Source organism: Streptomyces sp. NPDC005374 (assembly GCF_042872225.1).
Classification (GTDB): Bacteria; Actinomycetota; Actinomycetes; order Streptomycetales; family Streptomycetaceae; genus Streptomyces.
This window is the reverse complement of sequence record NZ_JBIAKA010000009.1, coordinates 277651-291154: the sequence shown is the minus strand read 5'-3', so window position 1 is coordinate 291154 and position 13504 is coordinate 277651. Positions and strand designations below refer to the sequence as shown.

Genomic DNA, 13504 nt, shown 5'->3' with positions numbered 1-13504 from the left:
CGACGGGTCGACGGACTCGGTCCGGCCCGGTGCACCACCGGGCCGGACCTGCTCGAGGAAATGGCGAGAAGCACGAGAAGGAGGGGAGGGACAGTGCCCGCACGCATACGTCGTTTCGTCGCGCCGATGGTGGTCGTCCTCGTCCTGGGCGCAGGGGCCTGGGCGTACGCGGCACGGCCGGGGGAGTCGGCGCCGGTGCCGGACCGGTCGAAGGAGTCGGTGGCCCGCCTGGCCTTGCGACCCCCGATCAACGGAATCTTCTACCGGTGGACCGAACCGCAGCACCGGGTCGCGCTGGCCAAGCAGCGTCTCATCGTCGGGTGCATGACGAAGCTCGGTTTCCGCTACGAACCCGCCCCGGTGGCCGAGGTGACCGACGGGACCGCCGAGCGGCCGTCACCGTTCGGCCTGGAGCCCCTTCCCCCGCGCGGGACCGAGCCGTCCGAGTCGCTGCCCCCGGAACAGCCCAGGAGCAAGGCGTTCACACGGGCGCTCTACGGCGACCCCGACCACAAGATCTCCGCGAAGGGCGCGTCCCTCCAGGTGTCCCGGCCGGCGGACGGCTGCCAGGCCGAGGCGGAGCAGCGGCTGCTCGGGGGCACGGAAGGGCGGCTCAGGTATCTGCGGCTGCGGCTCCAGCTCCACGACGGGCAGAACGAGTCGCTGGAACGGCTGGACCAGGACGCGCAGTTCCGCGCGGTCAACGAACGGTGGCGCACGTGCGTGCTCCGGGCCGGCGTCGAGACCACGGACCCGGTGACCCTGGTGAAGTCCCTGCCCGCCGACACGGACCTGTACAAGCACCCGGCGGCGCAGGCGGATCTGCGCTGCAAGGGCGAAACGGATTATCTGGCCATTTCCTATACCAGGCTGGCCGCGGAGCAGTCGAAGTGGTTGACGGAGAACCCCGAGGTGCTGCCCGGCTGGAGGAGCCTCCAGCTCCGGCAGTCGACGGTCGCGGGCGAAGTCCTCGGCTGAAAGTGAGGGGCCCGGGGACACCGGGCCCTCTCCTTTCCGAAACCCCGCTCATTTCCTTTACTTGACCCAGAGTTGGATAACTCCTGGTTTCGACGGCGAGGGTCGGCAGTCACGATCTACGCGTGTAGTCATTGTCGGCTCACACTCGCTCCCGCCCTCCCCAGGAGTCCGCCCATGCCCGTCAGCCCCCTCAACCGCCGGGATTTCGTGAAGAAGTCGGCCGTCACCGGTGCGGCCGTGGCCGTCGCGGGGGCGGCGGGCGCACCCGCCGCCCAGGCCGCCGAGCACAAGCCCGCGAAGGCCCCGAAGACCTGGTCGTTCTCCATCCTCGGCACCACCGACCTGCACAGCCACGTCTTCGACTGGGACTACTACCTCGACAAGGCCTACTCCGACGCCAAGGGCAACTCCGTCGGCGTCGCCCGCGTCGCCACCCTCATCAAGCAGCAGCGCAGGGCCAAGGGCGAGGAGCACGTGCTGCTCGTCGACGCCGGTGACATCATCCAGGGCACCTCCCTGGCCTACTACTTCGCGCGCGTCAAGCCGATCACCGACAAGGGCGCGTCCAAGCACCCGATGGCCGTCGCCATGAACCACATGCGCTACGACGCCGCCGCCCTCGGCAACCACGAGTTCAACTACGGCATCGAGGTGCTCCGCAAGTTCGAGAGCCAGTGCCACTTCCCGCTGCTCGGCGCGAACGCGCTGGACGCCAAGACGCTGAAGCCCGCCTTCCAGCCGTACACCGTCAAGCGGATCTGCGTTCCCGGCGCCCCCGACATCAAGGTCGGCATCCTCGGCCTCACCAACCCCGGCATCGCGCTGTGGGACAAGGACAACGTCAGCGGAAAGATGGTCTTCCCGGGCCTGGTCGAGCAGGCGAAGAAGTACGTGCCCCGGCTGCGCGCGCTCGGCTGTGACGTCGTCTTCCTCACCGACCACTCGGGGCTCGACGGCTCCTCGTCGTACGGCGACGAGCTCCCGTACGTCGAGAACGCCTCCAACCTCGTGGCCCAGCAGGTCCCCGGCATCGACGCGATCCTGGTCGGCCACACCCACGTCGAGGTGCCGTCGTACACGGTGAAGAACGACGAGACCGGCGAGGACGTCCTCCTGTCCGAGCCGTACTGCTGGGGCTACCGGCTCAGCGTGTTCGACTTCGAGCTGGAGCTCGTGCGCGGTCAGTGGAAGGTCACCAAGAAGACCGCGCAGACCCTCAACCCCAACACGGTCGACGAGGACCCGGAGATCAAGAAGCTCCTGGAGGCCGACCACGAGCTGGTGGTGAAGTACGTCAACACGGCCGTCGGCACCTGTACCGAGGACCTCTCGGCGGCGGAGTCCTGCTGGAAGGACGTCCCGATCATGGACTTCATCCACCAGGTCCAGATGGACACCGTCAAGACCGGCCTGTCGACCGCCGACGCCGCCCTCCCGCTCATCTCGGTCGCCGCGCCCTTCTCGCGCACCGCCGACATCCCCGCGGGCAGCGTCACCATCAAGGACATCGCCGGGCTCTACATCTACGACAACACCCTGTACGGCAAGAAGCTCACCGGCGCCCAGCTCAAGGACTACCTGGAGTACGGGGCGAAGTACTACCACCAGGTGCCGGTCGGCACCGCCGTGGACACCTCGACGCTGACCAACGCCAACAGCTTCTGGGACTACATGTACGACACCGCGGCCGGCGTCTCGTACGACATCGACATCGCGGCGGCCGAGGGCTCCCGCATCAAGAACCTGTCCTACAACGGCACTCCGGTCGCCGACGACCAGGTCTTCGTCGTCGCCGTCAACAACTACCGGGCCAACGGCGGCTCCGGCTACCCGCACATCGCGGCCGCCGACATCGCCTACAGCTCCACCAACGAGATCCGCCAGCTGATGATCGACTACGTGACGTCGAAGGGCGCCCTGGACCCGAAGGACTTCGCGGTCACCAACTGGAAGCTGACGCAGGGCGGGACGCCGGTCTTCTGACCGAGTCCCGCCGCACGGGCCGCCGGCGTCTCAGCAGCCGGTGGCCCAGATGTGGGAGTCACCCCGGTCGTTGGCCACGCCGTTGTAGCCGACCTCCTGGCCGGGGGCCAGACAGATGGTCATGGGGCCGAGCTGCTTGGCGGAGGCGTACACCTTGACGTGGTCCTTGATGCCGGGGCCGGAGATGCCGTGGTTGGCCCACGAGGAGTCCTGGTCGGCCATGTTCCCCTCCCACCAGCCGTCGTCGCCGGTCCACTCGATCTTCTGGCCCTGGAAGTTGGCGTCCGTCCACGCGCAGAAGTTCCCGCTGCCGCAGGCCGCCGCCTGGGCCGAGGCCGAGGTGGCGAGGACGGCTCCGGTGGCGAACAGTCCGGCGGTCAGGACGGCGATGAAGCGCTTCACGAGTTTCCTTTCAGACGGGTAATGCTTGGGTGGGCACTGCCGCCGCCCTTGAGTAGGGCGGTCGCTGTGGTGAGGGCGTGGGCGCGCAGCCGCCGCCACTCCGCGATCTCCGCGCGGTGCGCGGCACGGACCTCGGAGAGCGGGCGGCCGGTCTTCGCGGCCTCGGGCCCCAGGTTGTTGACGACGACGGAGGTACGGAACCAGCGGTCCTGGTCGCCGTAGAGCCGCTGTTCGGCTGCCGCGAGACAGCCGTCGGTGTGGGCGCGGACCGTGTAGCCGGTGGGCAGCCGGAGCGACAGCTCCGCCTTTCCGGCGCCGAACAGGGCGTCGGACACGTGCTGTTGGTCCGACGTCGCGGTGAGGCCCCGGCGGGTCAGGCAGTCGTCGGTGAGCTTGCGGGTGGCCGCCTTGACGACGTCGTCGGCGCTGGGCGCCGGGCGGGCCGTGCAGGCGGTGAGCAGGGTGAGCGGAGCGAGGAGGACGGCCAGGGCCGTCGCCGTACGAGAACGCATGGGCGCGGCGGTGGGCGGGTCAGCCGGCCTCGCAGCCCATCGTGGTGTCGCTGACCCCGTCGAACTTCGTGGCCCAGGCCCAGTTGTCGGAGTAGTCGTCCGGACGGATCGCCCGGTACAGACAGGCGCCGCCGCCCTTGAAGCTGATCGCGTACACGGTCCCGGGCGCGTGCGAGTCGAAGGAGTACGCGTGCCGCTTCACACGCGGCTCGGCCTCCTTGTACCCGGGAGGTGCGTAGTCCCAGGCGCCGCCCGGCCCCATCTGCCCCGGTTCCGCCCAGAAGTAGACATGCCCGGGCGGTACGGCAGCGGCGGCGTGCGCGGGCGGGGCCGCGAGTGGCGTGAGGGCAGCGAGTAGGACGGAGATGATCAAGACGGGGCGCATGCGCGCTGCATGCCCAGCCTTTTGTGAGCGTATGCGGCGATTCACCCGTTCAGCGGATCATCCCGGACCGGTGACGCGCAAAACCCGGCGACCACCGGGCAGTTGGCTGCCAGGTCGTCGCCGGGGGCGCGGGACTTTCAGGCCGTGGGGTGCGGTCGGCGGCCGTTGATGCTCCGGTACGCGGCCCCGAGCACTGCCGCGTTGACCAGGGCCCCGGCGACGACCCCGGCCCACGCCAGGCTGTCGGGGAGCATCACGAACAGCAGGGACGCCGGGCTCGTCGCGGGGGCGTGGGACTTTCAGGCCGTGGGGTGCGGTCGGCGGCCGTTGATGCTCCGGTACGCGGCCCCGAGCACTGCCGCGTTGACCAGGGCCCCGGCGACGACCCCGGCCCACGCCAGGCTGTCGGGGAGCATCACGAACAGCAGGGACGCCGGGGCCGTGACCAGGAACGCCCAGACAGCGGCGAGACTCGCGTCCGCGTGCTCGACGAACAGCGTGTCCACACCGACCCAGCCGACGACCGCGGCCACGACGATCAGGTAGCCGAGGGAGAGCGGGTTGAGGAAGGAACGCGAGCCGGTCATCTGGAGCCCCCAGTAAGTCGTTTCGGAGCTGCGGGCCCCGTCCGTGGTCTCCACGATGCCGGGCGACCGGGACCCGCCGCCTGAGTAGCGGTACTCAACCTCGGGGGCCGGGTACCCAGCGCCTCAGAACTCCTCGGGCCTCAGAACTCCTCCCGGTGCGCCCTCGCCCACTGGGTGAACGTCCGTGCCGGGCGGCCCAGCACCTTCTCCACCGTCGGCAGCACCTCCGAGCCCCGGTCGCCGTCGAGCGTGCGCCGCATGATCGCGTCGACGACCTCGGGAGGGAAGCCGTACCGGGACATGCCCGCGCGGGCCGCGTCGGCGGGGACGGGCCGTGCGCGCAGGTCGCGACCGAGGACCTCGCCGAGGATCGCCAGCTCCGCCACCGGGGTGAGCGACTGGGGGCCGCTCAACTCGTGGACGGCACCGGCGTGTTCGCCGGTAGTCAGGGCCAGTGCCGCGATCTCCGCCAGATCCGCCGGATCGATGCTCGCGGCCGGACGGTCGGCGAAGGGGACCGCCACCTCGTCACCGGCGCGCAACTGCCCCGCCCACTGCAGGGCGTTGGACATGAAACGGCCCGGGCGCAGCAGGGTCCAGGCGAAGCCGCGGGCCGGGTCGGTCACCGCCGCCTCCGCCGCCCTCTGCCAGCGGGCGATCGGGTCGTCGCCCGTCCCGCCGTCCAGGGTGGACAGTTTCACGACCCGTAGTGCTTCCCCGGAGGGGGTGCCCCCGGCCCGGGCCGCCGCCGCGGCGAGTGCGAGGTCGTGGGTGGGTTCGGGGGCGGTGCCGACCGCCTGCGCCGACATCAGGAAGACCCCGTCCACGCCCGCGAAGGCCGCGTCCAGGCTCGCCGGGTCCGCCGCGTCGCCGTACACCGCCTCCGCGTTCGCGGGGAACCGGGCCTGCGCGGGCCGCCGGGTCATCGCGCGCACCGGCACCCCAGCCGCCGCGAGCCGCCGTACCAGTTCGCCGCCGACATGGCCCGTCGCTCCGGTCACCAGGATCATCGCCGTCTCCCTTCGTGGATGTCTCCAGGGTGCGTGCGAGGGCCCGGGGTGGGCGTCGCACAGGGGGAGGCGGTCCGGCTGCTCCCCCCGGAGTAGGGCCGGAGCAGAAAGGCGGCAGAAAGGGAGAAATAGACCATTTGGGAATACGCTGGGAGCGTGCATCGGCGTGTGTCGATCCGGAGAAGGTGAGTGCGATGCGCGTACTGCTCAAAGTGGTCATGGACACGGAGAAGGCGAACGAGGCCATCAGCCACGGCACCCTGCCGAAGCTGATCGAGGCGTCGCTGGAACAGATCAAGCCCGAAGCGGCCTACTTCACCGCCGAGAACGGCCAGCGCACCGCCTACCTGTTCTTCGACATGCAGGACAGCTCGCAGATGCCGGTGATCAGCGAGCCGTTCTTCATGAACCTGGGCGCGAAGATCAGCTACACCCCGGTGATGAACTACGACGACGTCCAGAAGGGGCTCTCCCAGCTGGGGCGTTGACCTCGGCCGACCTCAGCTGAAGATGATCATCGACCCCTGGGCGAGACTCCTGGTGGCCGCCGCGTGCAGGCCCAGCCAGACATGGCGTTCACGGGCGAAGGGGCTGGGGTCGTACGGCGCGGGCACGGCCGGCTCCTCCAGCTCCGTGGGAGCGCGCGGCGGCTCGGGCGGCGCCGGGGGATTGGCGGGGTCGATGCCGATCACCGGGGCGACGATCTCCAGTTCCCGCAGAAGGGCCTGCGAGGAGCCCAACGGGCCGCCGCCCGCGAGGAGTTCGTCGTTGGCCAGCGGGTGCGGGAAGTCGACGGGGACGTACGCGCCCGCGTGGTCGTAGTGCCAGACCAGATGGGACTGCTGGGCCGTCGCCTCGAACATCTCCAGCAACTGCTCGTAGTCACCGCCGAGTTCGTCGACCGGGGTGACCGGGAGCCCGCAGACCTGGAGCAGATAGGCGCGCCGCAGGAAGTGCAGGGCGTCGTAGTCGAAACCGGCCACCGGGGCGACCTCACCGGCCAGGCCGGGCATGTACTGGTACACCGGCACCGGCGGCAACCCGGCCTCGGCGAGCACCTTGTTGTATTGCGCGAGTTCCTCGGCGAACGGGTTGTCCGGGGTGTGGCACAACACGTCGACGAGAGGCACCAGCCACAGGTCACAGGCCAAAAGACAGCTCCTCGGATACTCGCGGTGCGCGGACATCATCACACGGTGGTCAGGAAGGGTAGTCGCTGTGGTGCGGGCGCGGGGGCCCGTCGTGCGGGTAGTGGTGGTCCTTTACCCGTGCCGGGGGCGCTCAGTCGGAGGCGAGGCTCTCAATGAGGGTCAGATAGTGGCCGTTGAAGGCGAGGAGCAGCGCACGGGCCGCCTTGGTGTCGCGGCGATACAGGGCCTCGACCAACTCGGTGTGGCCGGACCACAGGTTGCCGCGCAGATCGGTGAGCCGGCGCAGGTGCTGGACCGTGCACACCCAGGTCTGCACCCGCAGCCGGTGCAGGAAGTCGGCGAGGTAGGGGTTGCCGAACAGGATGCTCAGCTCGCGCCAGAAGCGCAGGTCGTAGCCGATCAGTACGGTCAGGTCGCCCGCGGCGGCGGCCCGCCGGGCCTCCTCGCCACGTCGCCGTACGCCCGCCACGGCCGCGGCGGTACGGGGCTCGTCGAGCTCCTGGAAGATCCGGTGCCCGGCGTCGAGCGCCTGGAACATGCCGTCCGTGACCAGGCTGCGGGCCTCGATCATGCCCAGGAAGTCGGCGAGCGAGTACTCGTGCACATGGAAGCCGCGGTGCTGGTCGGCCTCCAGGAGCCCCTGCGCGGACAGGTCGACGAGCGCCTCGCGCACGGGGGTCGCGGAGACGCCGTACTGCTCGGCGATCTCCTTCACCGTGAACTCCTGGCCCGGCTGGAGCCGGCCGGCCAGCACCTCGTCGCGCAGTGCGTCCGCGATCTGCTGCCGCAGCGTGCTGCGGGTGACGGTACCGCTGCCATTGCTGCCGGGCATCGTCGGGGCGCCTCCCTCACGCGAGTGCAAATGGCGTGCTCGTACATATGTCTACGAGCACGCCACCTTACGCGTTCGAAGGCGAGGGGGGTTTACTCCGTGTGTTCGTCCGCCACGGAGAGCGCCGTGTCCAGCGCCGCCAGCCCCTCCTTGAGCTCGGACTCGCTCACGTTGCACGGGGGCACGACGTGGGTCCGGTTCATGTTGACGAACGGCCAGATGCCCTGCTTCTTCGCGGCGGCGCCGAACGCGGCCATCGGGGCGTTCGCCTCGCCCGCCGCGTTGTAGGGCACGAGCGGCTCGCGGGTCTCCTTGTTCTTCACGAGTTCGAGGGCCCAGAACATGCCCACGCCGCGCACCTCGCCGATGCTGGGGTGCCGCTCGGCGAGTTCCCGCAGCGCCGGTTCCAGGACGGCCGTACCGAGGTGCTTCGCGTTGTCGACCACGCCCTCCTCCGCCATGACGTTGATCGTCGCGACGGCGGCGGCGCAGGCGAGGGGGTGCCCGGAGTAGGTGAGCCCGCCGGGGTAGGGCCGCTTGCCGAAGGTCTCCGCGATCGCACCCGAGATGGCGACACCGCCGAGGGGCACGTATCCGCTGTTGACGCCCTTGGCGAAGGTCATGAGGTCGGGTACGACCCCGAACAGGTCGGCCGCGAACCACTCACCGGTCCGCCCGAACCCGGCCATCACCTCGTCGAGGATGAGGACGATGCCGTACTTGTCGCAGATCTCGCGGACCCCGGCGAGGTAGCCGGGCGGCGGGACCATGATCCCGGCGGTCCCGGGGATGGTCTCCAGGATGATCGCGGCGACGGTGGCGGGCCCCTCGAAGGCGATGGTCGTCTCCAGGTGCTCCAGCGCCCGGGCGGTCTCCTGCTCCTCGGTCTCGGCGTAGAAGCGGGACCGGTACAGGAAGGGCGCCCAGAAGTGCACGACCCCGGCGGAGGCGCTGTCGGAGGCCCAGCGCCGGGGGTCCCCGGTGAGGTTGACCGCCTGCTGGGTACCGCCGTGGTACGAGCGGTAGGCGGACAGCACCTTGGGCCGGCCGGTGTGCAGCCGGGCCATCCTGACGGCGTGCTCGACGGCGTCGGCGCCGGCGTTGGTGAAGAAGATCTTGTCCAGGTCCCCGGGCGTCCGCTCGGCGATCAGCCGGGCGGCCTCCGACCTGGCCTCGACGGCGAAGGCGGGCGCGAACGTCGTCATCGTCGCCGCCTGCTCCTGGATCGAGGCGACGACCTTCGGGTGCTGGTAGCCGATGTTCGTGTAGACGAGCCCGCTGGTGAAGTCGAGATAGCGGTTGCCGTCGTAGTCCCAGAAGTACGACCCCTCCGCACCGGCGACGGCGAGCGGGTCGATGAGCTCCTGCGCGGACCAGGAGTGGAACACATGAGCACGGTCCGCGGCCTTCACGGCGGCGCCGACCTCGGGGTTTGGCTGAGGGGTCATACGCCCGAGAGTAAATGTCCGCGATACGGAACCGGTATGGGCGTCCTGTCTGTGGACGGAGGCATTCCGCGACACGTTGTCCAGCGCCATGTGATTGACAGCACACTGTCTGAATGACAGCATGTTGTCATGAATACCAAACCCGTGCATCTCGCCGTGTACGACACCTACGCCGACTGGGAGACGGGCCACGCCACGGCGTATCTCGCCCGGGCCGGTCACGGGATCCGTACGGTCGGCCCCTCGCGCGAACCGGTGACCTCCATCGGGGGCCTGCGGGTCCAGCCCGCGTGCGCCCTGGACGACGTGGGGCCGTCCGACAGCTCCCTGCTGATCCTCCCGGGCGCCGACCTCTGGGACACCGGCGACGACCTGGCCCCCTTCGCCCGCAAGGCGCGGGAGTTCCTCGACGCCGGGGTGCCCGTCGCCGCGATCTGCGGGGCCACCGCGGGACTCGCGCGCGAGGGCCTGCTCGACGAGAGGGCGCACACCAGTGCCGTGTCCTTCTATCTGGCGGCCACCGGCTACGGCGGCGCCGCGCGGTACGTCGACGCGGACGCCGTGACCGACGGCGGGCTGATCACCGCCGGGCCCACCGAACCCGTCGCGTTCGCCCGGGAGATCTTCCGCCTGCTCGGGGTGTACGAAGGCGAGGTGCTGGACGCCTGGTACCGGCTGTTCCACGACTCCGACCCGGCGGCGTACGCCGTGCTGGAGAAGGCGGCCACACAGTGAGCCGGGAGCGACAGGAACTGCTCAGCCGCGGGGCGCTCGGGGTGTTCCGGCTCAACGGGCAGTTCCTGGGCGTGGCCGAGGAGCTGGCCGGGCCCGCCGGGCTCACCGCCGCCTGGTGGCAGGTGCTCGGCGCGGTGCTCGGCCGGCCGTTGCCGGTCTCCGGGATCGCCCGGGAGATGGGCATCACCCGGCAGAGCGTGCAGCGGATCGCCGATCTGCTGGTGGAGCGGGGGCTGGCCGAGTACCGGCCGAACCCCGCCCACCGCCGCGCCAAGCTCCTCGCGCCGACGGCCCAGGGGCTGGCCGCCGTGCGGCGGATCGACCCGGGACACGCGGCCTTCGCCGACCGGCTCGCGGAGGCCTTCGGGGACGTCGAACTCGCCGAGGCCGTCGGGACGTTGGAGCGGCTGTCCAAGGTGCTCGACCAGCTCTCGACGGGAGAGGAGCGGACGTAGACACTGGACCTGTGTCGTGCAGGTGTGCGGTCTCGGGGGAGGGCCTGCGATGGAGGGTCCGGAGGAACACGCCTCGGCCGAACCCGAGCACGACGACTCCCGGCAACGCCCCTCGCCCGGCACGTACATGACGCCGTACGCGCCGGAACCGAAGGAGGAGCCGGGGCACCGCAGCCGTCCCGTCACGGCCGCCCTCGTCGCCGCCGCGCTGGTGGTCGCCGTGGGCGCGGGCTGGACCGTCTACGCCACCCTGGACGCCGAGGGCCCCGGCGCGGCGCCGACGGCCCCCACGGCACCGGTCTCACCGTGAAATCCCCTCCCGCGTACGCCGGTTGAACGCAGGGCGAACTTCGTCCCGCCGACCCCTCAGGTCCACTCGTACGGCCGTACGGTGGTCGTACGAGCGAACTGCGGGAGTTGCGGGGGCACCCACAGTGCAGTGGTTGAGCGCGGAGAACTTCGTGGCGGTCGGGACCGCCCTCCTCGGCATCGTCGCGTCCGGGGTCATGGTCTGGTTCGAACGCCGGGTACCGCGCCGTAAGCGCATCGGGTACCGCGTGCAGATGGACAACCCGATCGGTGACGACGTACGTCTGGGCCGGGCCAACGTCAGACTCGGGCTCTTCGACGAGGCCCCGGACATGTCGGACGCCACCCTCGTCCTCCTCCGCGTCGAGAACGACGGCTCGCAGGGCATCGACCGCGACGACTACACCGGCCCCGAACCGCACGGCCTGACCGCGGTGTTCAGCGACCGCACGGTCCGCGGGGTCTCGGTCACCCAGCCGGTCGACACCGACCACCTCATGGACCACTTCACCCCCGAGCGCGGCTTCGGCTACGAGGGCAACCGGCTGCGCATCCCGCGCGTCCCGCTCAACCACGGCGACCACTTCAAGCTGCTGGTGCTGCTGTCCGGCGGTGACGTGGGCCGTCCGATACGGATGATCGGCGGCATCCGGGACGGCGAGGTGCACCCCAACCGCAGCGCCACCCCGGACGAGATCCCGCCCGTGTTCAGCCCCGCTGCACGGATCTTCACGGGCCTGCTCACCCTGTCCGTCCTCGTCCTCGCCACGATCGTGGTCGCCCGCGACGACACCCCGCCCCCGCTCGGCTGCGAGACGGGCAGCCTGACCGTGACCGGCTCCACCGCCTTCGCCCCGGTGATCGAGACCCTCGCGAAGGAGTACGAGAAGGACTGCGAGGGCGCCGACATCACCGTCGAGGCACGCGGCAGCGAGGCCGGGGTGGCCGGGCTCGCCGCGACGGGTGCGCGCTCGGTGATCGCCTTCTCGGACGGCCCGATGGGCGACCGGCTGGGCCTGCACGGCGAGGAGATCGCCCTCTCGGTCTTCACCCTGGTCGTCAACGACGGCATCGACCTCGGCGCCCGAGGTCTGACCCGGGCCGAGGTCGAACGCCTCTACCGGGGCGAGGTCAGGCGCTGGAGCGACCTGAACGCCTCCCGCCCCGCGAACCTCCCGCGCCTGCCCGACCTGCCGGTCGTCCTGGTCAGCCGGGACGCGTACTCGGGGACCCGGCAGATCTTCCAGGACCGGGTGCTGGCGGGCGCCTGGGAGATGACCCCCACGACATCCCTGGACTGCGACCCGCTGACGGACAAGGCGGTGGCCGCCGCCGCCCGCGCCCCCGTCACGCGCTGCGAACTCGCCTCCACCGAGGACGTGCTGGACAAGGTCGCCGCCCAGCCCGGCGCCCTCGGCTACAGCGAACTCACCCTGGCCACCGGCCACAAGGGCGTCCGCCGGGCGCCGCTGGACGGCGAGCCGGCCTCGGCCGACCATCTGGGCCAGTACCCCTACCGCGGTGTCGAGTACGCCTACACCTACCGCACTCCCGCCCCCGGCTCCCTCACCGCCGGCTTCCTCGCCTACCTCGACGAGGGCACCAGCCAGGACGTGATCCGGGAGCGGGGACATCTGCCGTGCGGGCGGGCGGCGGGCTTGTGCGAGTAGTTCAGCGCTCCAGTCTGTTTTCAGCCCGTCCGGCGTTTGAGGACGAGGCCCTTCGGGCCGATGGGGGTCTGGGGGCGCAGCCCCCAGGGACGGGACGGGAAGGGGCGGCGGGGGCGGAAAACTCCCGCCTCACCGAGGCTCGGGCGGCCGCTGCCGAGGCATGTTCGGCCGGGCGGGCGGCCCCGGAGGCAGCGGAAACCGCCCCTGCGCGGCCCCCGGGTCCTGCCGCCCCCCGGACGTCACCGCCCCCTGGATACCCATCGGAGCCGAACCATTGCGGAACTCCACGATCCAGTCGGCCGTCTCGACACGGACCAGCTCGGTGACGTCCTCCGAGAACCGGCGCAGAACACCCAGACAGCGCTCGGTGGCCTCGGCGGCCGTACCGTCCGTGGGACCGAGGACCTCGCGCACGCTCTCCGAGGCCCAGTCGAACTGCAGCACCTGGAGCCGGCGCAGCACGGCCTGCGCGGTGGCCACGTCCCTTATCCACCCGGAGGTCACCCCGAAGTACCGGTCGACGGCCACACAGGCCACCGCGAGCAGCAGCGCCAGGTAGCCCCAGGGCGCCACCTCGGCCCCGGCCACCCCCGTCAGGTCCAGCAACGGCAGCACGGCTCCGGTCACCGCGCCCGCCGCGGCCCCGCCCCGCAGCACCCGCGCGCCCCGCCGCTTCCACATCCGGTCCGTGAGATACCAGGCCGCCGTCTCCAGCGCCCCGCGCTCCGCCCACCGGTACAGCTCGTCCAGCCGCACGGCGGGCTCGCCCCAGTCCCCGAGCGGAAACGTCCGCCCGGCCAGATCGGCCTGCCCGTCCTGGGGCGGGCCCTCGGGCTGCATCTCCGGCTGACCCACCCGGCGCTCCCTACTGATCGGTCACCCTGCGTGACGCCTGATGCTGATGTGCCGGACCCTTCCTACCGCCCAATGGGTGGCGAAGGGGGTGCTTTGGTCGCTTTTCCGCTCGGAAGAGGGCCTTGATCAGGTATAGGCCTCTACATCGGCTCACTCGAAAGAGTGCCGGGGCGACGGCTGCGTGGAACACGT

The 13504-nt window shown here is 70.8% G+C and carries 16 protein-coding genes and 1 pseudogene; 7 read left to right on the top strand and 10 right to left on the bottom strand.

The window, feature by feature from the left end; genetic code table 11:
* The first annotated feature begins 93 nt into the window (after positions 1-93).
* Both ACFYRX_RS24540 and ACFYRX_RS24535 read left to right on the top strand, forming a co-directional pair.
* A complete protein-coding gene (locus ACFYRX_RS24540) occupies positions 94-978 on the top strand; it encodes a hypothetical protein (RefSeq protein WP_389103420.1) in 885 nt (294 codons plus the stop codon).
* A 174-nt stretch (positions 979-1152) separates the two neighbouring features.
* Positions 1153-2961 carry a bifunctional metallophosphatase/5'-nucleotidase gene (locus ACFYRX_RS24535; protein ID WP_389103417.1) on the top strand — a complete coding sequence of 603 codons (1809 nt, stop codon included), beginning with the start codon at positions 1153-1155 and terminating at the stop codon, positions 2959-2961.
* 30 nt (positions 2962-2991) lie between these two features.
* On the opposite strand, the gene ACFYRX_RS24530 is transcribed toward ACFYRX_RS24535, so the two are convergent.
* The 6 genes and pseudogenes from ACFYRX_RS24530 to ACFYRX_RS24505 all read right to left on the bottom strand — a co-directional run bounded on the left by ACFYRX_RS24530 (position 2992) and on the right by ACFYRX_RS24505 (position 5857).
* Positions 2992-3363: a peptidase inhibitor family I36 protein gene (locus ACFYRX_RS24530; protein WP_389103415.1), complete on the bottom strand. Its 372-nt coding sequence runs from the start codon at positions 3361-3363 to the stop codon at positions 2992-2994.
* A complete protein-coding gene (locus ACFYRX_RS24525; RefSeq protein WP_389103412.1) occupies positions 3360-3875 on the bottom strand; it encodes a hypothetical protein in 516 nt (171 codons plus the stop codon). Before ACFYRX_RS24525 ends, ACFYRX_RS24530 begins: the two co-directional genes overlap by 4 nt.
* 19 nt (positions 3876-3894) lie before the next feature.
* Positions 3895-4260 (bottom strand): hypothetical protein, encoded by a 366-nt coding sequence (locus tag ACFYRX_RS24520; protein ID WP_389103409.1) that lies wholly within the window; start codon positions 4258-4260, stop codon positions 3895-3897.
* A 137-nt stretch (positions 4261-4397) separates the two neighbouring features.
* Positions 4398-4532: pseudogene (locus tag ACFYRX_RS24515) on the bottom strand (hypothetical protein); the annotation flags it as partial.
* 27 nt (positions 4533-4559) lie between these two features.
* The gene (locus tag ACFYRX_RS24510) at positions 4560-4847 is read right to left on the bottom strand and encodes an SCO4225 family membrane protein (RefSeq protein WP_389103406.1); all 288 of its coding nucleotides are present in this window, start codon (positions 4845-4847) and stop codon (positions 4560-4562) included.
* 140 nt (positions 4848-4987) lie between these two features.
* Positions 4988-5857 (bottom strand): NAD(P)H-binding protein, encoded by an 870-nt coding sequence (locus tag ACFYRX_RS24505; RefSeq protein ID WP_389103403.1) that lies wholly within the window; start codon positions 5855-5857, stop codon positions 4988-4990.
* A 194-nt stretch (positions 5858-6051) separates the two neighbouring features.
* On the opposite strand from ACFYRX_RS24505, the gene ACFYRX_RS24500 reads away from it, so the two are divergent.
* Positions 6052-6345, top strand: coding sequence for a hypothetical protein (locus tag ACFYRX_RS24500; RefSeq protein WP_389103401.1), 294 nt, complete (start codon positions 6052-6054; stop codon positions 6343-6345).
* Positions 6346-6357: 12 nt separating this feature from the next.
* Here the strand turns inward: ACFYRX_RS24500 and ACFYRX_RS24495 are convergent, their stop codons facing one another.
* From ACFYRX_RS24495 to ACFYRX_RS24485, 3 genes are all read right to left on the bottom strand, one after another.
* Positions 6358-7008 carry a hypothetical protein gene (locus ACFYRX_RS24495; protein ID WP_389103400.1) on the bottom strand — a complete coding sequence of 217 codons (651 nt, stop codon included), beginning with the start codon at positions 7006-7008 and terminating at the stop codon, positions 6358-6360.
* Positions 7009-7138: 130 nt separating this feature from the next.
* Entirely contained in the window at positions 7139-7840 is a 702-nt protein-coding gene (locus ACFYRX_RS24490; RefSeq protein ID WP_389103397.1) for a GntR family transcriptional regulator, read from the bottom strand.
* Between the two features lie 92 nt (positions 7841-7932).
* The gene (locus ACFYRX_RS24485) at positions 7933-9288 is read right to left on the bottom strand and encodes an aspartate aminotransferase family protein (protein WP_389103395.1); all 1356 of its coding nucleotides are present in this window, start codon (positions 9286-9288) and stop codon (positions 7933-7935) included.
* Positions 9289-9417: 129 nt separating this feature from the next.
* On the opposite strand from ACFYRX_RS24485, the gene ACFYRX_RS24480 reads away from it, so the two are divergent.
* The 4 genes from ACFYRX_RS24480 to ACFYRX_RS24465 all read left to right on the top strand — a co-directional run bounded on the left by ACFYRX_RS24480 (position 9418) and on the right by ACFYRX_RS24465 (position 12457).
* Entirely contained in the window at positions 9418-10023 is a 606-nt protein-coding gene (locus ACFYRX_RS24480; RefSeq protein WP_389103392.1) for a type 1 glutamine amidotransferase family protein, read from the top strand.
* Positions 10020-10478, top strand: coding sequence for a MarR family winged helix-turn-helix transcriptional regulator (locus ACFYRX_RS24475; protein ID WP_389103389.1), 459 nt, complete (start codon positions 10020-10022; stop codon positions 10476-10478). Before ACFYRX_RS24480 ends, ACFYRX_RS24475 begins: the two co-directional genes overlap by 4 nt.
* Positions 10479-10527: 49 nt before the next feature.
* Positions 10528-10788, top strand: a complete 261-nt coding sequence (locus tag ACFYRX_RS24470; RefSeq protein WP_389103386.1) for a hypothetical protein — start codon at positions 10528-10530, stop codon at positions 10786-10788.
* A 124-nt stretch (positions 10789-10912) separates the two neighbouring features.
* A complete protein-coding gene (locus ACFYRX_RS24465; RefSeq protein ID WP_389103383.1) occupies positions 10913-12457 on the top strand; it encodes a PstS family phosphate ABC transporter substrate-binding protein in 1545 nt (514 codons plus the stop codon).
* 129 nt (positions 12458-12586) lie between these two features.
* Here ACFYRX_RS24465 and ACFYRX_RS24460 read toward each other — a convergent pair whose 3' ends face one another.
* On the bottom strand, positions 12587-13312 hold the full coding sequence (locus tag ACFYRX_RS24460) for an SLATT domain-containing protein (RefSeq protein WP_389103380.1): 726 nt from the start codon (positions 13310-13312) through the stop codon (positions 12587-12589).
* Positions 13313-13504: the final 192 nt, after the last annotated feature.